Annotated in this window: 23 protein-coding genes and 1 other RNA gene; 12 read left to right on the forward strand and 12 right to left on the reverse strand. The window is 64.2% G+C overall.

Annotated elements, in window-relative coordinates; translation table 11 throughout:
* Nucleotide 1: 1 nt before the first annotated feature.
* The 6 genes from AC1PLU_RS00595 to AC1PLU_RS00620 all read right to left on the reverse strand — a co-directional run bounded on the left by AC1PLU_RS00595 (nt 2) and on the right by AC1PLU_RS00620 (nt 5,562).
* Nucleotides 2–1,141: an RDD family protein gene (locus tag AC1PLU_RS00595; protein ID WP_481093964.1), complete on the reverse strand. Its 1,140-nt coding sequence runs from the start codon at nt 1,139–1,141 to the stop codon at nt 2–4.
* On the reverse strand, nt 1,045–1,449 hold the full coding sequence (locus AC1PLU_RS00600; protein WP_481093963.1) for a hypothetical protein: 405 nt from the start codon (nt 1,447–1,449) through the stop codon (nt 1,045–1,047). The genes AC1PLU_RS00595 and AC1PLU_RS00600 overlap by 97 nt, the downstream gene beginning before the upstream one ends.
* 146 nt (nt 1,450–1,595) lie before the next feature.
* The gene (locus AC1PLU_RS00605) at nt 1,596–2,063 is read right to left on the reverse strand and encodes a DUF4410 domain-containing protein (protein ID WP_481093962.1); all 468 of its coding nucleotides are present in this window, start codon (nt 2,061–2,063) and stop codon (nt 1,596–1,598) included.
* Between the two features lie 267 nt (nt 2,064–2,330).
* Nucleotides 2,331–2,783 (reverse strand): hypothetical protein, encoded by a 453-nt coding sequence (locus tag AC1PLU_RS00610; protein ID WP_481107390.1) that lies wholly within the window; start codon nt 2,781–2,783, stop codon nt 2,331–2,333.
* 314 nt (nt 2,784–3,097) lie between these two features.
* Nucleotides 3,098–4,108, reverse strand: a complete 1,011-nt coding sequence (locus AC1PLU_RS00615) for a class 1 fructose-bisphosphatase (RefSeq protein ID WP_481107391.1) — start codon at nt 4,106–4,108, stop codon at nt 3,098–3,100.
* A 251-nt stretch (nt 4,109–4,359) separates the two neighbouring features.
* Complete coding sequence (locus AC1PLU_RS00620; protein ID WP_481107392.1) at nt 4,360–5,562, reverse strand: amino acid aminotransferase; 1,203 nt, start codon at nt 5,560–5,562, stop codon at nt 4,360–4,362.
* A 156-nt stretch (nt 5,563–5,718) separates the two neighbouring features.
* Here AC1PLU_RS00620 and AC1PLU_RS00625 point away from each other — a divergent pair, with 156 nt between their 5' ends.
* The 5 genes from AC1PLU_RS00625 to adh all read left to right on the forward strand — a co-directional run bounded on the left by AC1PLU_RS00625 (nt 5,719) and on the right by adh (nt 11,415).
* A complete protein-coding gene (locus AC1PLU_RS00625; protein WP_481107393.1) occupies nt 5,719–7,854 on the forward strand; it encodes a TonB-dependent receptor family protein in 2,136 nt (711 codons plus the stop codon).
* 149 nt (nt 7,855–8,003) lie between these two features.
* Nucleotides 8,004–8,303 carry a hypothetical protein gene (locus tag AC1PLU_RS00630; protein ID WP_481107394.1) on the forward strand — a complete coding sequence of 100 codons (300 nt, stop codon included), beginning with the start codon at nt 8,004–8,006 and terminating at the stop codon, nt 8,301–8,303.
* 127 nt (nt 8,304–8,430) lie between these two features.
* The gene (locus AC1PLU_RS00635) at nt 8,431–8,811 is read left to right on the forward strand and encodes a cupin domain-containing protein (RefSeq protein ID WP_104551959.1); all 381 of its coding nucleotides are present in this window, start codon (nt 8,431–8,433) and stop codon (nt 8,809–8,811) included.
* Between the two features lie 354 nt (nt 8,812–9,165).
* Nucleotides 9,166–9,645, forward strand: a complete 480-nt coding sequence (locus AC1PLU_RS00640; protein WP_481107395.1) for a hypothetical protein — start codon at nt 9,166–9,168, stop codon at nt 9,643–9,645.
* Nucleotides 9,646–9,885: 240 nt separating this feature from the next.
* A complete protein-coding gene (adh, locus tag AC1PLU_RS00645) occupies nt 9,886–11,415 on the forward strand; it encodes an aldehyde dehydrogenase (protein WP_481107396.1) in 1,530 nt (509 codons plus the stop codon).
* A gap of 49 nt (nt 11,416–11,464) precedes the next feature.
* Here adh and AC1PLU_RS00650 read toward each other — a convergent pair whose 3' ends face one another.
* Nucleotides 11,465–11,602, reverse strand: a complete 138-nt coding sequence (locus AC1PLU_RS00650; protein WP_168959195.1) for an SDR family oxidoreductase — start codon at nt 11,600–11,602, stop codon at nt 11,465–11,467.
* 92 nt (nt 11,603–11,694) lie between these two features.
* Here AC1PLU_RS00650 and AC1PLU_RS00655 point away from each other — a divergent pair, with 92 nt between their 5' ends.
* The 4 genes from AC1PLU_RS00655 to AC1PLU_RS00670 all read left to right on the forward strand — a co-directional run bounded on the left by AC1PLU_RS00655 (nt 11,695) and on the right by AC1PLU_RS00670 (nt 13,929).
* Nucleotides 11,695–12,018: a hypothetical protein gene (locus AC1PLU_RS00655; RefSeq protein WP_481107397.1), complete on the forward strand. Its 324-nt coding sequence runs from the start codon at nt 11,695–11,697 to the stop codon at nt 12,016–12,018.
* Between the two features lie 43 nt (nt 12,019–12,061).
* Nucleotides 12,062–12,508: an Rrf2 family transcriptional regulator gene (locus AC1PLU_RS00660; protein ID WP_055823089.1), complete on the forward strand. Its 447-nt coding sequence runs from the start codon at nt 12,062–12,064 to the stop codon at nt 12,506–12,508.
* Nucleotides 12,509–12,652: 144 nt separating this feature from the next.
* Entirely contained in the window at nt 12,653–13,297 is a 645-nt protein-coding gene (locus tag AC1PLU_RS00665; RefSeq protein ID WP_115036842.1) for an NADPH-dependent F420 reductase, read from the forward strand.
* A gap of 227 nt (nt 13,298–13,524) precedes the next feature.
* Nucleotides 13,525–13,929 (forward strand): DUF779 domain-containing protein, encoded by a 405-nt coding sequence (locus AC1PLU_RS00670; protein ID WP_481093953.1) that lies wholly within the window; start codon nt 13,525–13,527, stop codon nt 13,927–13,929.
* A gap of 50 nt (nt 13,930–13,979) precedes the next feature.
* On the opposite strand, the gene AC1PLU_RS00675 is transcribed toward AC1PLU_RS00670, so the two are convergent.
* Entirely contained in the window at nt 13,980–14,159 is a 180-nt protein-coding gene (locus AC1PLU_RS00675; RefSeq protein WP_481093952.1) for a hypothetical protein, read from the reverse strand.
* 150 nt (nt 14,160–14,309) lie between these two features.
* On the opposite strand from AC1PLU_RS00675, the gene ku reads away from it, so the two are divergent.
* The 3 genes from ku to AC1PLU_RS00690 all read left to right on the forward strand — a co-directional run bounded on the left by ku (nt 14,310) and on the right by AC1PLU_RS00690 (nt 18,165).
* Entirely contained in the window at nt 14,310–15,260 is a 951-nt protein-coding gene (gene ku, locus AC1PLU_RS00680; RefSeq protein WP_481093951.1) for a non-homologous end joining protein Ku, read from the forward strand.
* Nucleotides 15,261–15,269: 9 nt separating this feature from the next.
* Nucleotides 15,270–18,044, forward strand: a complete 2,775-nt coding sequence (gene ligD, locus AC1PLU_RS00685; RefSeq protein ID WP_481107398.1) for a DNA ligase D — start codon at nt 15,270–15,272, stop codon at nt 18,042–18,044.
* A 44-nt stretch (nt 18,045–18,088) separates the two neighbouring features.
* Nucleotides 18,089–18,165: non-coding RNA, sX9 sRNA (locus AC1PLU_RS00690), on the forward strand.
* Between the two features lie 447 nt (nt 18,166–18,612).
* Here AC1PLU_RS00690 and lldD read toward each other — a convergent pair.
* The 4 genes from lldD to AC1PLU_RS00710 all read right to left on the reverse strand — a co-directional run bounded on the left by lldD (nt 18,613) and on the right by AC1PLU_RS00710 (nt 22,753).
* On the reverse strand, nt 18,613–19,773 hold the full coding sequence (gene lldD, locus AC1PLU_RS00695; RefSeq protein ID WP_481107399.1) for an FMN-dependent L-lactate dehydrogenase LldD: 1,161 nt from the start codon (nt 19,771–19,773) through the stop codon (nt 18,613–18,615).
* A gap of 232 nt (nt 19,774–20,005) precedes the next feature.
* A complete protein-coding gene (locus AC1PLU_RS00700; RefSeq protein ID WP_481107400.1) occupies nt 20,006–21,523 on the reverse strand; it encodes a carotenoid oxygenase family protein in 1,518 nt (505 codons plus the stop codon).
* A 29-nt stretch (nt 21,524–21,552) separates the two neighbouring features.
* On the reverse strand, nt 21,553–21,975 hold the full coding sequence (locus tag AC1PLU_RS00705; protein ID WP_481107401.1) for a DUF2141 domain-containing protein: 423 nt from the start codon (nt 21,973–21,975) through the stop codon (nt 21,553–21,555).
* 211 nt (nt 21,976–22,186) lie between these two features.
* Nucleotides 22,187–22,753, reverse strand: coding sequence for a methyltransferase family protein (locus AC1PLU_RS00710; RefSeq protein WP_481107402.1), 567 nt, complete (start codon nt 22,751–22,753; stop codon nt 22,187–22,189).
* Between the last annotated feature and the right edge of the window lie 23 nt (nt 22,754–22,776).

The following is a 22,776-nucleotide window of genomic DNA, read 5'->3' on the forward strand; positions in this document are numbered from 1 at the left end:
CTCATTGCATCCAGCGCATCAGCGCCACCAAGGCCATCGCGGCGATAACGGCGACCACATACAGAGTGATCTGCCAGTGGCCTGTCGGCCGGTGCGTGACCACCCAGCCCGCCTTCAAGTCCCAGGAGGTCTTGCCTGCGTTAATCAGTTTCACTAGGGAAAACAACTGCGTCATCATGCTGATCAACGGCACGCCCAGGCCCATGCCGAACACGAACACCCGACCCTCGCGGCGGAGTGCATCTGCAAAGCCCAGCGCATATCCATCTGCACGTAGAACGCGGATGCCGAACAACCACTTGCCGGGCGTCGTGCCGCATAGACCGATCCAGATGGCAATCATCGGCATCAGGAGCAGGCTCGTCAGAATGCCGGAGAGCAGTGCCTTGCTGGAGACCGGCGCCACCAGCGCCGAATACAGCGGTGGGCTGACCGTGCCCACGACAATGCCAATGGAGAACCACATCAGTAGGCCGAGCGCGAAGGTGTCGAAACTGCGCGCAAAACAGCGGCGCCATGGATGCGCCCGGATGTCTTGCCAGCCATCGGCGTACACGTGCAGCACTGGCGCATCGGCCGGGACCGCAAGCTGTGGCCGGCTGATCGTCGCCAGAAAATCGGTGGCGCCAAAGTTGCGTGTTGCCGGCGTATGACTATCGTCATGCGTATGGTGCAGCGGCGCTAAGGTCACCGTGGCATCAGGTAGCGAAGGTGGAGTGGATTGCGAAAGCGAACAGCGCTCATACGGCTCCCAGCCCTGCATGCCTGCGGTCCACATCAGCGTGTCCGCGTGGATGCGCCCTTCGGCAAACCATGCCTGCGCCTGCATCCGGGTCGCCCCGGTGGATGCGCCATTTTCCTGGGCATACCAGTACTGCTCCATGTGCAAGGCACCCATTGCATCGACGCGATTGATAGACGCGGTAACGGCATGGCAGTGCGCAACTTGAGGCGCTCGCCATCCATCACTGCGATTGGGATCCAGATGTAGCGGGCCGCAGGTATGCTCTGCCAGCGATGCTCCGCGCTTAACGGCATCCTCGATCAGGGATTGGCCTTGCGCAACGGCCCCATCGGGGAAAACAGGTAGCCAGCCGCACGAATCTGGGTCAGTGCCTGTACCGCCAGGACCGCAAAGCACAGGTATTTGAAATATGGAACAACCGCACACACCACCATGGCGCCAGTGACGAACGAGGACCATCCCAGCGCGGTCGCAGTGAGGTAGCCGCCATACGCGCCGCAGCCGACCGCAAGCACGCTCAGTGCGAGACAGACGATGGTGGTGACGGTCCCCATGCCAACCGTGGCGACCATTGCAACCGCAATGCCAAAGCTCAATCCGCTGGCCAGACATGCCAACAGGATCCAGCGTAGTCCACTGACCGCATCCTTGGCATTGGCCTGCTGCTTGTGGGATTTGTTGAAAGACAGGTTGCTGACGTCCATGCATCTTCTCCATCAAGGACACGGCTGCTGCAGCAGGCGGTCGCCAGCATGCAGCGCGATTTACAAATGACCGGCATGCTGCGTGAAACGCAATGCGTTAGTGCAGCCGCCAACGCGCATCAAGATGGCGCTGGCGACTGCGCGCCTTACCGCATCTGCGTCAGGCGTTCGACGATTTCTTCGGCGTGCGTTTCGATCAAGCCTTCCGAGGTGCCCCAGGCCGAGGTGTTGGTCGATTCCACATCGAATGCGGCCACCGTCTTGCCGGCGTCCTTGACCTCTATCGATGTCTTGACCTTGTCGCGCCCAGCCATGATGCCGGCCCAGAACCGTGCGCCGTTGCTGCGCATGTAGTAGTGGGTCACGCTGATGTCCAGTTCACGCGCTCCCGGTGCACCTTGCGACCCTCGAAGCTTGGCCGCATCGAGCTTGGCGTCGAGCTGACGTCGAAACACCGCCAGACTCGCCGCATCGGTATCCTCATTGCCCTTGATCTCGTACCAATATGTCGTGGCGGCACCGGCCTTGTAGCTCTGACGCACCACACTATTGGTGGAGCAGGCGCATAGCAACGCAGCGCTCGTCATCGCGAGCACCCAACCAATCTTCTTCATGCATGTCCCCGGTGGAATCCATTCGAACCAGCCGCTTGCCGGCTGGTGAGCAAGCGTAACAAAGCAATCGGCCGTCGCATGTCAGGGAAATTCTGACGCTCGATGCCGAGCGCTGCGCTTATCCCGCGACGCATGACGATGCGCACGGGTCAACGGGAGGTCACGTCGATACGGGTGTCGCTACCCGGTGCCGCAGCCGGGTACTACAGTCTGGTGCGTTTTCCACCATCTCTCTGCGGCTAGAACCATGACCCTCGTGCATCGCGGTTACGTTGTCGATGTCAGTTCTTTGGCGCGCTGATAGAGGCAGCTTGCGATTCCTGCCCAAAGCGATGGACAAGCGACAAATAACGCAAGAGAGCTCAAGGAAGAAAGTGGCACTGAAGAATCATGCATCAAGCGCAGGATTAAAATGATGCAGCCTGCGATTGCCGCTCCCGCAATTCCCACGATGTACGGATGTGCATGCTTTAGTCCAGGGGCAAAGTGCAGCGTTGGCACACCCAAGAAGAAAAATATAGGTGAGCCAATGCAAAATGAGAAAAAGCAGTAATAAGAAAAAAACGCGCCGGCCGTTCCGCCATCGCGTGACATTGCCAGAATAAGTGCCAAGAAAAATCCGCTGAGAATCGTTGCCGCGACGCATGAAAAAAGCACCGAGCTCAGAAAGATGAGGCCCGTTTTTGTGGCACGTGCGGTTGCGAACAAGACTTTCATCATGCCGGTTGCTGCATAGGGAAACAATATTTTCGCTCAGCGAGCGAGTTCTTCGATGAGGATGCAGTCATCATGCTGTAATTGGAAGGTCAGCTCCTGCTTGGGGCGCAGTTGTTCGCCGGCACTTCCTTCCATGGATATCGTCAAGTAGTAACCCAGCTGCTGAGCGTGTGTACCAACTATGTAGCATTCTGAATTGCTTCAAAGGGCATCTTCTTCCATGAGTCGTGGCGCACCGGGGACATAAAAAGACACCCGCAGTACGCGGGTGTCCTAGGTCAAACAACGCTGCCAGTCGCTGGATCAGACCGCCAGCCTTACGCCTTATCCGCATCCAGGTGATACCGCGTCGCCTCAGCCACTTCATTTTTCGAGCCCAAGAATACCGGCACGCGCTGATGCAATTGCGTCGGCTGGATATCCAGAATGCGCTCGCGTCCCGTGGTGGCTGCGCCGCCGGCCTGTTCCACCAGCATGCTCATCGGGTTGGCTTCGTACATCAGGCGCAGCTTGCCGGGCTTGGATGCGTCCTTCTTGTCCCACGGGTAGATGAAGATGCCGCCGCGGGTCAGGATGCGGTGCACGTCGGCGACCATGCTGGCGATCCAGCGCATATTGAAGTCCTTGCCGCGGGTGCCGTCCTTGCCGGCGAGCAGGTCGCCCACGTAGGCCTGCATGGCCGGTTCCCAGTGGCGCTGGTTGGACATGTTGATGGCGTACTCGGCGGTGTCGTCGGGCACGCGCATGTTGGCCTGGGTCAGCAGGAAGCTGCCTTCCTCGCGCTCCAGGGTGAAGGCGTGGGTGCCGTGGCCGAGCGTGAGCACCAGCATGGTGCTGGGGCCGTAGATGCAGTAGCCGGCGGCGACCTGCTTGGTGCCCGGCTGCAGGAAGTGTTCGTCGCCGGGCTTGTCGGTGCCTTCGGGGGCGCGCAGTACCGAGAAGATGGTGCCCACCGAGACGTTGACGTCGATGTTGGAGCTGCCATCGAGCGGGTCGAACAACAGCAGGAAGTCGCCGCTGGGGTACTGGTCGGGCACCGGCTGGCTGTGATCCATCTCTTCGGACGCGCACGCGGCCAAATGGCCACCCCAGGCGTTGGCTTCGAGCAGGATGTCGTTGCTCAGCACGTCGAGCTTCTTCTGCGCCTCGCCCTGCACGTTGCCGGTGCCGGCATCGCCGAGCACGCCGCCCAGGGCGCCCTTGCTCACAGCGATGGAAATGCGCTTGCAGGCGCGCGAGACGATGGTGATCAGCTGGCGCAATTCCGCATCGATACGGCCGGCGTGTTGCTCTTCGATCAGGAAGCGGGTCAGCGAGGGACGCGACATGGGGGCGGGCAGCCTGTGTAGGAAGTGGTCGCCCATTGTCGCCATTGCGCCGTTAGATTTCGATCACTTGATGCGCGTTTTGCAGCAAACCTGATCGAACGTGCGCGAATGTGTTGCCGACGCCTTGGGCTACCGGCATGTACCACTCGCAGTTTGAGCGCCTATGCGCGGCTGCTAGGGCGGCGAACAAGCACAAAAAAACCGGGAGGCTCGCGCGCTCCCGGTCTGTGCGTTTCACCCAACCGCTGCGGTCACATGCGGCTGACGGTGGCCACCGCTTGTGCCACGTATTCCAGGTTGCGCTGGCTCAGTGCGGCCACGCAGATGCGGCCCGTGCCGACGGCGTAGATGGCGAACTCGTCGCGCAGGCGGTCGACCTGGGTCCTGGTCAGGCCCGAGTACGAGAACATGCCGGCCTGGCGCTGGATGAAGTCGAACTCCGGCGCGCCCAGCGTGGCGAGCTTGGCGACCAGGCCGGCACGCAGCGCGTGGATGCGCTCGCGCATTTCGGTGAGCTCCTGTTCCCACAGATCGCGCAGCTCCGGGCTGGTCAGCACGCCGGCCACCAGGGCGGCGCCGTGCGTGGACGGGCTGGAGTAGATCGTGCGGATGATGCGCTTGACCTGCGACTGCACGGCCTTGGCTTCGGCCGCCGTGGCCGAGACCACCGACAACGCACCCACGCGCTCGCCATACAGCGAGAACGACTTGGAGTACGAGCTGGCAACCACGTAGCTGTCGATGCCTTCGGCGGCCAGCAGGCGCACCGCGTACGCATCGGCCTCGATGCCCTTGTCGAAACCCTGGTAGGCGATATCGACGAACGGGAACAGGTTGCGCTCCTTCAACACGCCGGCGACCTGCTTCCACTGCTCCTTGGTCAGGTCGGCACCGGTCGGGTTGTGGCAGCAGGCGTGCAACAGCACCACCGTGCCCGGTTCGAGCTTGGCCAGATCGGCCAGCATGCCGTCGAAATTCAGGCCATGGCTGGCGGCATCGAAATAGGTGTAGTCGACAACCTCGAAGCCGGCCGCGCCGAACACCGCGCGATGGTTTTCCCAGCTCGGGTTGCTGATGGCGATGGTGGAGGTGGGCAGCAGCTTCTTGAGCAGGTCCGCGCCCACACGCAATGCGCCGCTGCCGCCAACGGTCTGCGAGGTCGCCACGCGGCCGGAGGCCACCAGCGCCGACTCGGCGCCGAACAGCAGCTCCTGGGTGGCCTTGTCATAGGCGGCCAGGCCGTCGATGGGCAGATAGCCGCGCGGTTTGGCCTCCTGCGCGAGCTGCTGCTCGATCTTGTGCACGGCGCGCAACAGCGGGATGCGCCCGTTTTCGTCGTAATAGATGCCAACGCCCAGGTTGACCTTGTTGGGGCGGCTATCGGCGTTATAGGCCTCGGTCAGGCCCAGGATGGGGTCGCCTGGAACCTGTTCCACGTTTGCAAAGAAGGACACGGCATGACTCGCTGAAGGACGAAAGAGTGAGGGACTTCCGGGTGCTTGACCGCGGCTGGGCCAAACCACTTCATCGTAGCAGCCCATGGCGGGCGTAGCATGCTTCGTTCCGTACGCAACAATGCGCTCGCCGTACGGATGAGGGACACTACGCCCATGCCCAGACTCACCTTGTTGGCCGCCGCGTGCGGCCTGTTCGCCACGAGCGCCGCGCCGCTCGCCCTGGCCGCCGACACGGCGCCGTCGTCTACACCGATCCAGCGCTTGCCCACCGTGCAGGTGGACGCCGCGCGCGTGCACGGGGTGGACGACTTCGACCTGCCGGCCTCGTTCACCGTGGTGTCGGCCGACGACGACAATCGCCGCGGCGCGCAGGTGTCCGAGCTGCTCGATGGCATCCCCGGCCTGGTGGCGCGCGACCGCCAGAACTACGCGCAGGACACCCAGCTCTCGATCCGCGGCTTCGGCGCGCGCTCCACCTTCGGCGTGCGCGGCGTGCGGCTGCTGGTCGACGGCATCCCGGCCACCATGCCCGATGGCCAGGGCCAGCTCTCGCACTTCAACGTGCTGGGCGCCGAGCGGGTGGAAGTGCTGCGCGGGCCGTTCTCGGCGCTGTACGGCAATTCCTCCGGCGGCGTGCTGCAGCTGTGGAGCGCCGACGGCAAGCCGGGCGACCCGTGGCGGCTGCGGGCCACCTACGGCAGCAACGCAACCGTCAATGTCGGCGCGCAATTGCTCGGCCAGCAGGGCGCGGTGCACTACAACCTGGCCGCCAATCATTTCGAAACCGACGGCTTTCGCGACCATAGCCGCGCCAGGCGCGAATCGGTCAACGCCAAGCTCGGTTTCGATCTGGCCGAGGGCCGCCGGCTGGACCTGGTGCTCAATTACCTGGACGCACCGGATGCGCAGGACCCGCTCGGCCTGACGCGTGCGCAGTTCAACGCCGACCCGGCCCAGGCCACGGCGGTGGCGACCCAGTTCAACACCCGCAAATCGGTGCGCCAGTCGCAGGCCGGCGCCATCTTCACCCAGCAGTTCGACAGCCAGACGCTGCGGCTGATGGCCTACGGCGGGCAGCGCAGCGTGGAGCAGTATCTGGCGATCCCGGTGGCGGTGCAGCGCAATCCGCTGCATTCGGGTGGGCTGATCGATCTGGACAGCAATTACGAAGGCGCCGATGCACGTTGGGCCTGGCAGGGCGACGCGTTGGGCCGGCCATTGCAGCTGACCGTGGGCGCCAATGTCGATCGCCAGCGTCAGCACCGCACCGGTTACGAAAACTTCGTTGGTGACACGCTGGGCGTCAAAGGCGCACTGCGCCGCAATCAGCGCGACCAGGTCGAGAACGTGGACCAGTTCGCGCAGCTGTGGTGGCAATGGAGCGATCGCTGGTCGGCGTTGCTGGGCGTGCGCCATAGCGAGGTGCGCTTCGACTCCGACGACCATTACATCGTCGGGCGCAATCCCGACGACAGCGGCCAGCGCGATTATTCGGCAACCACGCCGGTGGCCGGCATCGTGTTCCGTGCCGCCGAGGATCTGCGGTTCTACGCGTCGATCGGACGCGGTTTCGAAACGCCCACCTTCAACGAGTTGGGTTATCGCAACGACGGCGCCGCCGGCCTGGCGCTGGATCTGGGCGCGGCGACGAGCCGCAACTATGAAGTGGGCAGCAAGTGGCGCGCGCAAAGCGGCGCAGCGGTGGAGTTCGCGTTGTTCCGCGCCGACACCGACGACGAGCTGGCGGTGGCCAGTAACACCAACGGCCGCAGCACCTATCGCAATATCGGCGCGACCCGCCGCCAGGGCGCAGAGCTCAGCTGGAACCAACCGGTGGGCGACACCCAGCAGTTGCAGCTTGCATATACCTTCGTCGACGCCAACGTGCGCGATGGCTATCTCACCTGCACCAGCAGCGGCTGCGCCACGCCCACCGCGCCGGTAGCGAGCGGATCGCGCCTACCGGGCGTGCCGCGTCAGCAACTGTTCGCACGCTGGCAGTGGCAGCCGTTGCAATGGCAGTTCGCCGCCGAAACGGTGGCCTCCGATGCCACCGTGGTCAACGACCTGGCTACCGAACGCGCACCGGGCTATGCGCTGGTCAATCTGGAAGCCTCCAGGCGCTGGACCACGAGTGTCGGCGCGCTGCGCACCTTCGCCCGCATCGACAACGCGTTGGATCGGCAATACGTGGGCTCGGTGATCGTCAACGACGGCAACGGGCGCTATTACGAGCCGGGTCCGGACCGTACGTATACGGTGGGGCTGCAGTGGGATTTCGGCGGCTGAGCTACCCGCAGGCGGTGCGCGTTCAACAACACGCACGCCGCCCATAGGAGCGCACCCGGGCGCGGCGAAGCCGTCCCGACAACACGCGCGTCGCCACGCAACGGCCACAGCAGCGCAATTGCATCTCCAACACCACCCCATGCCCCACCATGATCGTCATCGATCACGCCCCCGCAGACTGGTTTCTCCTGCACGAGGACAACCGCTACTGGCTGGACATCAACTGCACGATCTCGGCCACCGGCTTCTCGCTCCTGCTGGCATTGAACGCAACCGAGCAGGCCGATGTGCTGGTAGACGGGCATGCCGCCTGCGCACGGCTGGCCGCGCAGGTGCAATGGCGGCCGCACGACTTTGCCGCGCGTGATGTCAGCGCCAGTCACGGTGCGCAGGTCACCGCGGCCGTGCAGGCGTGGCGCGCGGCAGACACCGGCACCACGCGCGCATGAGCGCGCATCGCGCCGGGCAAACCGCTCGCGCTGTTCGCCGCGCGTCGCTGCAAGGCGCCGCGTTGATGCAGCGGTGACTGCCGGCAATGCGATGCACTAAGCTTGCAAGCGCACTCCCCGCACAAGGATGTTTTCGTTGAACATGCGCTACGCCCCGATCGATTTCAGCGACAAGCTCGCGTTGCTGTCGCAGCACTGGTCCCCGCGTGTCGTTGCGGAAATGAACGACTACCAGTTCAAGCTGGTCAAGCTGCAAGGCGCCTTCGTGTGGCATCAGCATGCGGACACGGACGAGGTGTTTATCGTGCTGGACGGCAACATGTCGATCGAGTTTCGCGATGGTGTGGTCGCGCTGTCGGCCGGGCAGATGCATGTGGTGCCCAAGGGTGTCGAACACCGGCCGGTGGCGGAGCAGGAATGCAGCGTGTTGCTGGTGGAGCCGCGCGGCGTGGTCAATACCGGCGATGCGGGTGGCGCATACACCGCAGACAACGACGTCTGGATTTGATTTGTTGCGCGGTGGGTGCGTGTGGGTGCGGAGCGACTGATCTGGGGGTTGGTTGCAGGGCCCTTGCCCGCCCACCATCGCGGGACACGCCGCAAGTACGTCCGTGTAGGCTCTTACGCGGCATCCATGCCGCGTAAGGTCCCGCGACGGTGGGCGGGCAAGGACCAGTGGAGATGGTCGGTGTGTATTGTTGCGAGTAGTGCATGTCTGTGAGTTGCATGGCACGCAACAAGCTCTGCATGACACCTATCATTGCAACCACTGAGTGGCACGACATCGCTGCAGCGCCTGCGGCTAGCCGGTTGTGAGGTGCGTGCTACGCTCGGTCCTCTCACACAATGCATGGAGCACGTGATGAAGTTCTTGGCAGCAATGTCGATTGCGGTGTTTGGCACGAACAGCCTGTTGGCCAGTGCTGCTACGCCTGCGGAACAGGGCGATTTGCGTGTGACGCGCAGCTATCCGGCAAATAGTCCGGCGGTGGCGCAAGTGCATCGCTGGCTGCTGGAGCAGCCGTCCAGGCTAAAGCCTCCGGCAAGCGCTGCCGCATTAGGCCAGGTGCGGACCAGCTACTTCACGCATGCGCCAGGAGCGGATAGGCGCACGGATCTGACCAGTACAGAGGTTGCCTTCCCTGTGCGTGGGCATGGCGGCGATGAGGTCGGCATCGATGCGTGTGGCGCCGGTATTCGCTATCAATGGAAGTACCGATGGATGTCGTCGTCGGCAAATGCCGGTTGGCGGTTGCTGGATTACCAATTCAAACAGGTGCAAGACTGCACTGCTGCCATGGCGGATCCCGGGTTCGTCAAGCCGGCCGCACCGCGCAGCTGAGATGGGCGTGCACAGCTGCTTGCGGCCCATGGTGTCGCACGTTGCGGGTGCTACACGCAGCAAGCCTGGCGCTAGTTATCTCCGTGCACGCAATGACGCGCTGCAGCGCACTTTCCACAGCTGCTTACGAAAAAACGGCTGCGCCGCAATGACGCAGCGCAACAGCGCATGACATGACATTGCGCTAGCACTTGCGCGGGTATACACGTTCGCATCGGACCATCGCAGCAGGAGACCATGATGAATGCGCTTCCCTCCACCAAGCCGTTGAATACCGACCCGACCTCGATTTTCAAACCGCGCTATGACAACTTCATCGGCGGTGCGTGGGTGGCGCCGGCGAGCGGCCAGTACTTCGACAACACCACGCCGATCAGCGGCAAGGTGTTCACCTCGATCGCGCGCTCCAACGCGCAGGACATCGAAGCGGCGCTGGATGCGGCGCATGCGGCCAAGGAGGCATGGGGCAAGACCTCCACCACCGACCGCGCCAACGTGCTGCTCAAGATCGCCGACCGCATCGAGCAGAATCTGGAACTGCTCGCCTATGCCGAGACCTGGGACAACGGCAAGCCGGTGCGCGAAACGCTCAACGCCGATGTGCCGTTGTGCGTGGATCACTTCCGCTATTTCGCCGGCGCCATTCGCGCGCAGGAAGGCGGCATTTCCGAGATCGACAGCGACACCATCGCCTATCACTTCCACGAACCGTTGGGCGTGGTCGGGCAAATCATTCCGTGGAATTTTCCGTTACTGATGGCCTGCTGGAAACTCGCACCGGCGCTGGCCGCCGGCAACTGCGTGGTGATGAAGCCGGCCGAGCAGACGCCGGCATCGATCCTGGTGTTGATGGGAGTGATCGGCGATCTGCTGCCGCCTGGTGTGCTCAACGTGGTCAACGGCTTCGGGCTGGAGGCGGGCAAGCCGCTGGCCAGCAACCCGCGCATCGCCAAGATCGCCTTCACCGGCGAAACCACCACCGGCCGGCTGATCATGCAGTACGCCAGCCAGAACCTGATCCCGGTGACGCTGGAGCTGGGCGGCAAATCGCCCAACATCTTCTTCGCCGATGTGATGGCCGAAGACGACGATTTTCTCGACAAGGCGGTGGAAGGCTTCGTGCTGTTCGCCTTCAATCAGGGCGAGGTGTGCACCTGCCCATCGCGCGCGCTGATCCAGGAATCGATCTACGATAAGTTCATGGAAAAAGCGCTTGCACGCGTGGCGGCGATCAAGCAAGGCAATCCACTCGATCCCAACACCATGGTCGGCGCGCAGGCTTCCAGCGAGCAGCTGGAAAAGATTCTGGCCTACATCGATATCGGCAGACAGGAAGGCGCCGAAGTGTTGATCGGCGGCGAGCGCAACACGCTCGATGGCGAGCTGGCCGGGGGCTTCTACGTCAAGCCGACCGTGTTCAAGGGCCACAACAAGATGCGCGTGTTCCAGGAAGAGATCTTCGGCCCGGTGGTGTCGGTGACCACCTTCAAGGACGAGGCCGAGGCGCTGGCGATCGCCAACGACACGCTTTACGGCCTGGGCGCCGGCGTGTGGAGTCGCGATGCCTCACGCCTGTACCGCATGGGTCGCGCGATCCAGGCCGGGCGTGTGTGGACCAACTGCTACCACGCCTATCCGGCGCATGCCGCGTTCGGCGGTTACAAGCAGTCGGGCATCGGCCGCGAGAATCACAAGATGATGCTCGACCATTATCAGCAGACCAAGAATCTGCTGGTGAGCTATTCGCCGAAGGCGCTCGGCTTTTTCTGAGTGTTGTCATGGTAAGCGTGACCCAGGTTGCGCTTGCCGCACCATCAACTCACCAGACCGCCATGCCGCCGTCCACCTTGCTATCGATGCCGGTCACGTACGCGCTCTCGTTGGAGGCGAGAAACAACGCAACGTTCGCAACTTCCTCGGGCTTGCCGAGCCGGCCGAGCAGGGTCTTGCCCAGCATATCGTCTGCCCATTCCGTGTCCTGCAACTGCTCATCCGCCAATCGCTCAGCGATGCGGTATTGACGATCGTGCTGCCACTCTCCTTGTGCAGTTGGTCCTCACCGATCGCTCGCAACTGTCGGCACAACGGCCGTCCGCCAGCTCGCCATTGACCTGGCACCTGGCAGACCTGTCCACCAAGCACGCGCTGCTGGTCAGCGGACTGGGTTGGGGAGAGATGCCGCTGCATACGGTGGACAAGGACCTCGCCGAGGGGCACCTGGTCGAATTTGCAGGGCAGGGCCTGCCGCTTGGTGGAGCGCAGTTGCAAATGTGGGCGATCTACCGCAGTGCCGGGCCTGCGGACCGCTGGATGATCGATCGGCTCAAGCAGTGCGCCAGGACGCGCCGCATAGACGTGTTGACAGTCCGATAAGTGTGCTTTAATGTTTGTTACACACATTCACAAGCAGGCCGACATGCCCACCAGCACCCGCTTCGTCGTTGCGGTCCACATCCTGACGGCACTGGCCGTCAGCGATGGCAAACCGCTGCGCTCCGAAGATCTGGCGTACTCGGCCAATACCGGGCCGGTCGTGGTGCGCGCGTTGTTGTCGCGTCTGGCCGAGGCCGGCCTGACCCGCTCGCAGCTCGGGGCGGGCGGCGGCGCCCTGCTTGCCCGGCAGGCAAAGACGATACGGCTGCTGGACGTCTATCAGGCCGTCGAGGATACCGAGTTGTTCCCTACGCATCGAACGCCACCTTGCGAGAATTGCGCAGTCGGCGGAAACATCCTCGAAGCGCTTGGCCCGCCGCTGGCGCGGGCACGCAAGGCGCTTGAAGCGGAGCTGGCAAAAACCAGTATTGCGTCGGTCGCAGCAGAGGTGGCACGGCTTGGAAAGTTTTCGATCCCGCTGGTGTGGTGAAGCTTTCCCAATAAATGTAATAGAGTAAGTGACACAAATATATTAATGAGCTGTTTTGTACGTTCGATGCCTCAACACCCGATCGGCCCATGTGGCGCCGGTGGCCCTTTGCTTTCAACCCCAACGTCTTATCAGGAGAACATCATGAGTATCGGTATCATCGGTTCCGGCGCCCTCGGCTCCAACATTGCACGTGCGCTCGCCAAGCACGGAATCTCGGCCACCATTTCCAATAGCCGCGGCCCCGACTCGCTGGCAGCGCTGGTGCAGGAGCTGGGCCCGTCGATCACGGCGGGTACCACGGCGGAAGCGGCGAGTGCCGATATCGTCTTCGCGGCGATCCGCTGGAGCGATATCGAGAGCGTCCTGGGTAGCCTGCCGGCATGGAACGGCCGCATCGTGGTCGACGGCACCAATCCGGTCGAATTCCTGGACCCGAATTCGGAAGATGCGAAGGATCCCAGTAATCCGCTTGCCGCCTACGGCATCAAGGCGGTCGATCTGGGTGACAAACATTCCAGCGAAGTGTTGAGCCAGTTCGTTCCGGGTGCACGCGTGGTCAAGGCATTCAACCACCTCGACGTCAATGTGCTGCCAGAGCCAGAGGTTGCCGGCGGCAAGCGTGTGCTGTTCTATTCGGGCGATGACGCAGACGCCAAGGCGGAGGTTCGCAAGATCATCGAGGCTGCCGGCTTCTTCGCGGCGGATCTGGGCTCGCTGGAGGTTGGCGGCCGGCTTGCCTCGTTGCCGTTCGGTGCTTTGTCCACGCACAATTTCATCAAGATCTAAGCCCGCAACCTCTGATGGGGCGGCGCTTCATGCAGCGCCGCAGCGTGCCGCATCGGATAGCAGGCAGCTCCCCGCCACGACGGTTGCCCAATCGGCGCAGCCGCGTAGGTCGGGCTGCACCTTGCAGCACGGCCGCGTGACACTCTGCAGAGAACGCATGCGCGCAGCAACGTGAGAGGCGTATCGTGCCTGACAGGGCGGCCTGATGTGGCTGCAGGAGGCCGACGATGCACCACACTACGCAATCCACCACGCAATCGGAGATGCCGCTGCAGGTCATGGCCACCTTGGCGGCGTTGCAGTTGATCGATACCTTGCGCGCGCGGCATGGCGAATTGCTGTTCCATCAATCCGGCGGCTGCTGCGATGGGTCTTCGCCGATGTGCTTTCCGGTGGGCGATTTCATCGTCGGCGATCGCGATGTGCTGCTGGGCGAGATCGGCGGTGCGCCGTTCTATATCAGCGCCTCGCAGTTCGAGTACTGGAAGCACACCCAATTGATCATCGATGTGGTGCCGGGGCGCGGCGGCATGTTCTCGCTGGAAAACGGCGAGGGCGTACGCTTTCTGGTGCGCTCGCGTCTGTTTGCCGATGACGAGTTCGCCCGCCTGCAGGAGGCAGGTCGGGCGTAGGGCTGATCAGCGCGGCTGGCACGCCTGCGCGTTGTTGCAGTTAGGTGTTTTCAGTGGTCTGTCGCGGCCGACGGAGCGGTGCCCGGCTTCTTGGCCGGGGTGTCGCCATCGGCCGGAATCAGCTTGTCTGGCGCATCGCCTGCACCGCGGTCCTCGTAATGTTCGGCATCGCGCTTGCCGTGCTGTTCGCCGGGTTGGGCTGGTTGCTCGCGCAGTGGGTCGCGGGACATGGCGTTCTCCTGAGATTCCAGATGGACGCGCAGTTCACCGCGCGCAGGGTGAAGAGCATGCAGTCGCGCCATGCGGATGGCTCACGCATGGATCACGGCGCCAGCGTTACAGCTATGTGCTACCCCAACAGTACCCGGAGTCACACGCCGATGGCACGACCGATCTGGACCGGAACCCTCTCGTTCGGCTTGCTCAATGTGCCGGTGTCGCTGATGTCGGGCGAGCGCAAGGTGGATCTGCATTTCCGCATGCTCGATTCGCGTGACAAGAAGCCGATCCGCTTCGAGCGCGTCAATGCCGACACCGGCGACGAGGTGCCGTGGAAGGAGATCGTCAAGGCGTTCGAGTACGACAAGGGCAGCTATGTCATCGTCGAGGAGCAGGACATCCGCTCGGCCTCGCCGGAAAGCCATGAAACGGTAGAGGTGGAGACCTTTGTCGACGCCGCCGACATCGACCCGCGCTATTTCGAAAAGCCCTACATCCTGGTGCCCGGCAAGAAAGCCGAAAAAGGCTATGTGTTGCTGCGCGAAACGCTACGCGACACCGGCAAGGTGGGCATCGCAAAAGTGGTCATCCGTACCCGCGAATACCTGGCGGCGGTGATGCCGCAGGGCGATGCGTTGATTCTGCTGCTGCTGCGCTATCAGCAGGAAGTGGTGGACCCGCAGGACTTCAAGCTGCCGGCCGGCGCGGTGGGCGAATACCGCATCACGCCCAAGGAACAGGAGATGGCCAAACAGCTGATCGAGTCGATGTCCGGCACCTGGCAGCCGGAGGATTACCACGACGAATTCCGCGGCAAGCTGGAGCAGCTGCTGCGCAAGCGCATCCAGGAAAAGGGCGGCACTACCAAGGTGGACATCGAGCCGCCGCAGCACGAAGACGCCACCACCAACGTGGTCGATTTCATGTCGCTGCTGCAGAAGAGCCTGCAAGCCAATACGCGCACGCCTGCCAAGAAAAGCAGTGCGCCGGCAGCAGCGCCTGCCAAGAAAACCGCAACTAAGAAGGTGGCCAAGAAGGCCACCAAAAAGACCGCGAGCAAGCCGACCAAAACAGCGGCCGCGAAAGCGCCCCCGCGCCGCAAGGCCGGATAGGCCCAGTCCATGTCACTGCACGACTACAACGCCAAGCGCCGCTTCGACCAGACACCGGAACCGGCCGGCGAGACGTCTGCGCGCGCCAACACACAACCGATCTTCGTCGTGCAGCTGCACCACGCCAGCTCGCGCCATTACGACTTCCGTCTGGAAGCCGATGGCGTGCTCAAGAGTTGGGCAGTGCCGAAGGGTCCGTCGTTGCGCGTTGGCGAAAAACGCCTTGCGGTTCAGGTGGAAGATCATCCGTTGTCGTACGCCAGCTTCGAAGGTGATATCCCGCAAGGGCATTACGGTGCCGGGCATGTGGATGTCTTCGACCACGGCCATTGGCACTGCGAAGGCGATGCGTTGGCGGCGCTGGAGGCGGGCAAGCTGGAATTCGAGTTGCAGGGCACGCTGCTGCGCGGTGGCTTTGCGTTGGTGCGCACGCAAATGCGCGGCGGCAAACCGCAGTGGCTGTTGTTCAAGCGCATCGATGCCTATGCGGCCGATCTGGATGCCGATGCACTGGTGGCGCAGCAGGCCGCCGGTGCATCGGGTGTGGCAACTTCGGCAACGCGTGCCAAGACAGCGTCGGTGACAACGCGCGGCAAGGCTAGCCGTGCGCAACGTGTGCAGTCAGAAGCAATCGCCGAGACATCGAAAGTGACAAGCAAACGTGTGCGCTCAGGGCGTGCAGAATCCAAACAGTGGCGTACCCGCGCCCTGGCGCTGGACGGCGCGCGAGATGCGCCATGCCCAACCGAGCTGCGCGCGCAGCTGACCCTGCTGCGCGAGCAGGCGCCGGAGGGCGATCGCTGGTTGCACGAGATCAAGTGGGATGGCTATCGCCTGCTGGCCGATCTGGTCGATGGCAACGTGCAGTTGCGCTCACGCAACGACCAGGCCTGGACGCAGCGCTTTCCGGACGTGGTGCGCGCGTTGCAGGCATTGCCAGTGCGCGATGCGCGCCTGGATGGCGAGCTGGTGGTGCTGGACGCGCAAGGGCGCAGCGATTTCTCGGCGCTGCAACGCGCGCTCGATGGCAGCGTCACGCAGCCGCTGCGCTATATCGTGTTCGACCTGCTCGGGGTCGCCGGGGTGGATCTGCGCGGCACCCCGTTGCTGCAACGCAAGCAATTGCTGTGCGAGTTGCTGGGCGATCAACCGGGCACGCTGGCATTTAGCGACCATGTGATCGGCCACGGACCGGAAGTGTTCGCGGCCAGTGCCGGCACCGGCTGGGAAGGCATCGTCAGTAAGCTCGCCGACGCCCCTTATCGCGAAGGACGCAGCGCCGATTGGGTCAAGACCAAGCACGCAGACAGCGACGAGTTCGTGGTGGTGGGCTACACCGACCCCAAGGGCGCGCGCAGCGGCTTTGGCGCATTGCTGATGGCGCAACGCGACGGCAAGACGCTGCGCTATGTCGGGCGTGTGGGCACCGGTTTCGATGATGCCTTGCTCGGCAAGATCACCACACTGTTGCAGGCGCTGCATAGCGACACCGCCACGCTGGAATTGCCCACGCATATCCCGGGGCGGCCACGCGATGTGCATTGGGTGCGTCCGGTGTTGATCGCCGAGGTGGCCTTTCGCGGTTGGGCCAAGGAAGGGCTGCTGCGGCAAGCCGCGTTCAAGCGTTTGCGTGAGGACAAACCCATGAGCGAGTTGGGCGGCGATCGCGCCGCGCCGGGCAAGCCGCGTGCTGCGAGCAAAAGTGGCAGTGCGGCGACGGCCATTGCGCCTGCGCGCAAGACGGCGACGAAAAGAGCAACCAAAACGACAGTGGAAGCATCCACCAGGACTGCCAGCAAACGCGTGCGTTCGACGGCATCGAAGACGACCGCCATATCGAAAACTGCAGTGCCCGGATCCAGGGCGTCGAAATCCGCAGCGTCCAGGTCCACTGAGTCCACATCCACGCCCACAGACGGCATCACCATCACTCATCCCGAGCGCGTGGTGTTTCCCGCAACGGGCATCATCAAGGGCGATGTGGCTGACTACTACCGCGCAGTGGCGCCGCTGGTGCTGGCGGAGATCGCCCGCCGCCCGTTGTCGCTGTTGCGTTGCCCCGACGGCGCCGGCGGCGAGTGCTTCTTCCAGAAGCACGAAGGTCGCCATCTGGGCGCGCATATCAAGGCGATCCCGCTAAAGCAAAAAAGCGGCACCGAGGATTACATCTACGTCGAAGATGCCGCCGGCCTGCTCGAGCTGGTGCAGATGAACACGCTCGAGTTGCATCCCTGGGGTGCGCAGGTGGACGACCCGGAGCATCCGGATCGCCTGGTGTTCGACCTGGACCCCGGCGACGGGGTGTCCTGGGCCGACGTGGTGGCTGCCGCGCGCGATATCCGCGCCAAGCTGCGCAGCGCAGGGCTGGAAAGCGCGGTGCGCCTGTCCGGCGGCAAGGGCCTGCACGTGGTGGTGCCGATCGTGCCGGAGGTGGGCTGGGAGCAGGCGCGCAATTTCTGCGAAGCGTTTGCACAAGCACTGGCAACGCACACGCCGGACCGCTACGTGGCGACCATGAGCAAGGCCAAACGCCACGGCGTGATCTTCGTCGACTGGCTGCGCAATGGGCGCGGCAATACCAGCGTGTGTTCGTGGTCGCTGCGTGCTCGCGAAAAAGCCACCGTCGCCGTACCGCTGCGCTGGGAAGAACTCGGCAAGATTAGCGGCCCGGATGCGTTTCCGATGGACAAGGCATTGCAACGTGCCAAGCGTCAACGCGCAGATCCATGGGCATCGGTGCTGGCGTTGCGGCAATACTTGCCCACCGGCGACGATAAGAACTAAGAGCCGCCAACAAACATACTGCGCGGCGGGTGCTCGGAATCGGCATGCACCACTCGTACCCTCCGGTTCTGAGCGCGCCGTCCGCACCCACCTGACGACCGCTCGCTACGTTTTGTTGGGCGCTCTTAGTCGGAAGCTCAGGTCAAAAGCCTGGTTGGTCGAGCGCGCGGTACCCTCACCGCTCGCGGGACACGCCGCAAGTACGTCCATGTAGGCTCGGTGGCGGCATCCATGCCGCCACACGGTCCCGCAATCGATGAGGACACCGCACCAGGAAGTTGGTCGGTGGTCGCGTGAAAAGCTGCTTTCGCGCCAGGTGCATCGGCATTGGGTTGATACGCCATTATCCAAAATGCACATCCCGCACTGCTCTTGACCGTGCGCACCGACCATCTCGACGGGTCCTTGCCCGCCCACCGTCGCGGGACCTTACGCGGCATGGATGCCGCGTAAGAGCCTACAGGGACGTACTTGCGGCGTGTCCTGCGATGGTGGGCGGGCAAGGGCCCTGCAGCCAAACCGCAGATCATCCGCTCTGCAACCGACGCATCCCGAATCCCGAATCCCGTCAAAGCGAAACCGCACTCTCCCGCGTCACCCGGCTCAACGCATCGCCACTGATCTCGGCAATCGACCGCGTGCCGGTCAAGGTCATTGCCACGCGCATCTCGCGTTCGATCAGGGTCAGCAGATTCTCCACACCGGCCTGGCCACCGGCTGCCAGCGCGTAGACGAACGCACGCCCCAATAGCACCGCATCGGCGCCCAGCGCCAGCATGCGCACCACATCCAGCCCGCTGCGGATGCCCGAGTCGGCGAGGATCTTCAGCTCACCTTTCACCGCATCGGCAATCGCCGGCAACGCCCGCGCGCTGGACAGCACCCCGTCGAGCTGGCGCCCACCATGGTTGGACACCACGATGCCGTCGGCCCCGAAGCGCACCGCATCGCGCGCATCGTCCGGGTCCAGGATGCCCTTGATCACCATCGGCCCGGTCCAGAACTCGCGGATCCATTCCAGGTCCTTCCACGAGATCGACGGGTCGAAATTGGCGCCCAGCCAGCCGATGTAATCCTGCAGGCCGGTCGGGCTGCCGCGATACGCCGAGATATTGCCCAGATCGTGCGGCTTGCCGAGCAAGCCCACATCCCAGGCCCAGCGCGGATGCGTCACCGCCTGCAGCATGCGCCGCAGCGCTGCGTTGGGCCCGCTCATGCCCGAGTGCGCATCGCGGTAACGCGCGCCCGGCGTGGGCATGTCCACGGTGAACACCAGCGTGGTGACGCCAGCTGCCTTGGCGCGCTCCAGCGCATTGCGCATGAAGCCACGGTCCTTGAGCACGTAGAGCTGGAACCACATCGGCCGCTCGATCGCCGGCGCCACCTCTTCGATCGGGCACACCGACACCGTGGACAACGTAAACGGGATCCCGCGCGCCGCCGCCGCACGTGCCGCCTGTACTTCACCACGCCGCGCGTACATGCCGGTCAGCCCCACCGGCGCCAACGCCACCGGCATCGCCAGGGTCTCGCCGAACAGCTCGGTGCTCAGGCTCAGGTCGGACATATTGCGCAGCACCCGTTGGCGCAGCGCGACATCGGCCAGATCGGCGACATTGCGCCGCAAGGTGTGCTCGGCATACGCGCCGCCATCGATGTAGTGAAACAGGAACGGCGGCAAGCGCGCCTGCGCGGCGGCGCGGTAATCGGAAGCGGCAGAAATGATCATCGAAGACGCACGGCAGCTGCGGGGTAGCCGCTGAGTGTAAGACCATCGGTGTGGTGGGTGGACCGCGCTACAGCGTGCCTGGCGCAGCGGCAGGCCGATGCCGGGTGACTGGCGAGATGGACGAATGCGGCAAGTCGGCGTACTGCGCCAGCAGTGCACGCATTGCGGCTGCGGGCAAAGCGATAACAGGCGCCAGCTCAGTTCGCCGCATCACGGAAAACGGCGCACCGACTCACCCGGTAGCGGCAAAGTGCCCGTGAAATCCCAGCGGCACCGCATACGGCAACCAGGCCTGTGCGATCGGCCCGGCATCCACGTGGCCTGCATCCAGCACCATCAGGCCGGTGCGCGCACGGGTGGTGTCCAGCACGGTGCCGACCAGCCAACCGTCGTCGGGACGCTCGCTGCCGGGGCGCGGCACGAACACGTGTTCTTCGGCCAGCATGTCCGGCCCGTAACGGTGCACCTGGCGGCGGTCGCGGTCCAGATCGTAACTGGCCACCGCGTTGAGAAACGGCGATGCGTTCGGCCCGTCGATGCACGGCGCATACAGCCGCGCGCCGCGCGTACCCGGCGTGCGCGCATCGAAGGTCGGCAGCTCCAGGTTGTCCACCGCATGCGCCTGCCAGTGCGCGCGGCCGTTGCGTAGATCCAGGTGCAGGCTGCGCAGCTGCACCGGTGAGGGCGTGGCCGCCGGGTCGCCGTGCATTGCCGCCCGCAATGGCGAGCGCGCCTCCTCCGGGTCGGTGTGGACCAGCGCGCGCGCCACGATACGGTTGCGGTGTTCGTAGGCATCGGCGAAGTGATAGGCCACCGCGAAGTCGGCTTCGAACCAGCGCGGTTGGTCCAGCGCATCCTTGGGCACCACCGCAATCCGGCACGCGGCGTCAGGGGTGAAGCGCATCTGCTCGAAGAACGGGCCCTCGCCATCCAGCCGGCGGTAGGGCGCCAGCACGAAGATCAGATGCCGCTGCGTCATCGCAAAGCTGTGCAGGTAGCCAGGCGTGTCGGTCTGCAGCAGTTGCGCGCTGCGCAGCACCGCATCGGCGCCGATGTGCCAGATCAGCACGCCGGTGGCGCCGATCACGCCGATCGAGCCGAAGTTCCAGGCGCTGCCATCGCGGTCGACCAGCGGATGCGCCGAGAACGGCATCGCGGCCAGGTCGTCGCGCCAGGTCACCGGGCCGAGCGTGCCCAGCGCATCCGGATCCAGCTCGATCGCCGAGCCTGCCTCCCACAACGCGAACAGGCGGCCGTTGAGCATCGCCACCGAGGTGTTGGCGGTGTTGACGTCGTCGTTGTTGCGCGCCGGCTGCTGGTCCGGCACCGCGGTGCCGGCCGCACGGTAGAGGAAGCGGCCGGCCTGCTGTTCCTGGGTGAATTTGTGGGTGCCCACCATGCGCGCGTGGTGCTGCACCTGGCGGCCATCCAGTCGCCAGCGGTGCACCATGCCGTCGCCGTCGAACCAGTGGTCGTAACGGAAGCCGGCGCGCTCGGTCCAGGCCGGGCCGTTGCGATACAAGCTGCCGGCCAGACCCTCGGGCAGCGTTCCCTGCAACGCCACGCGGGTGGGGCCCAGGCGCGCCTGGGTGACGCTGCGCCAGCCCAGCAACCACGGCGTGCGTTGCAGTTGCTCATGAAACAGCGCCGCTTCGGCGGCCTGCGCCGGCAAGCTGCGCAGCGCCCAACCGCCAAGCGCAGCACTGCCGGTGGCTGTCAGCAAGGACTGCAGAAAACGACGGCGATGCATGCACGGCTCCTTGAGGAAACGTGGAAAGGTCAGCGCATCTGCACGCTGATACGTTTGCCGGCAGCGGGCAGATCGAACACGATCTCGTCAAAGCTGGGCTTGCGCATGCCGGTAGGGTTGTTGCTGAAGCCGTAGCCTTCCACCGGCATGCCGATCAAATTGGTGTCCAGCTTGCCATTGCTATTTTCGTCGTGATTGATCATCACCGCGTAGCGGCCGGGGGCCAGGTTCTTGAACTGAATGTGCGGCGTAGCGCTGGTGATCGGCACCGTTTGCGCCTGCACCGGCGGCTGTGCGCTCTCCAGCTGCGCGGGTGAGGCGATCACCGCAATGCGCAACTTGCCTTGTTGCGAACGCAGGCCGCTCACGCCCACGTCCAGATCGGCGGCCTGGATGCCGGCGCTGCCGAGCAGGCCGGCGAGTGCGACAACGACGTAGGTGCGGGCAAGCATGCAAGTCTCCTGACACGGGTGGGGATGCGACGCGTTGGGGGCGATGGTACGCAGCGCCTCGACCCGGCGGCGGTGGCCGTCGCAGATCGCCCCACGCGTGGCTGACCACAGTGCGGCAACACGTCTGCATGCATGCCACGTGGGCCGAACCCGTGTGCAAGCAGGCGAAGCGCTCCTCATCGCAGGCGCCAGACTGCTGCCTTCTCAACCCTCACCACACCAGCGGCAGCAGGCGCCGGCTCTGCGCCGCATACGCCGGGTACGCAACCGGAAACGCGCGCCGCAAGGCGGCTTCTTCGATCCGGATGCGGTGCAGGAAGACCCAGGTCACCGGCACCACGATCGCCGCCACCGACAACGCATTGCCCATGCCCAGCGCCAGCCCGTAAAAGGCCAGCAGCGCGCCGGTGTAGGAGGGATGGCGTAGCCAGCGATACGGGCCGCTGCGTACCAGCTGATGATCGGGCTGGATGGTCACATCCACCGTGAACCAGCGTGCCAGCACCTGGATGGCCCACACGCGCAACGCCAGCCCGCTGCCGATCAAGGCGCAGCCGGCCCACTGCAGCGGCGCGGCCCAGCCCTGCGGCCAATGGGCCAGGCCGCTGTAGGCCAGCACCACCGCCACCGCCACCGCTGCAGACAGCACGCGCCACAGGTGTTGCAGCGTGCCTTGATCGTGCGCGCCCCCATCGCTGGCGCGGCGGCGACGGCTGAGCAGCAGTTCGTAGCCGCCCCAGATCAGATTGAGCGCAAGAAACAGACTGGAAGCAGACATGGCGTGACTCCGTGGCGATGGGG

It is taken from the genome of Xanthomonas sp. NCPPB 2933 (assembly GCF_056725225.1).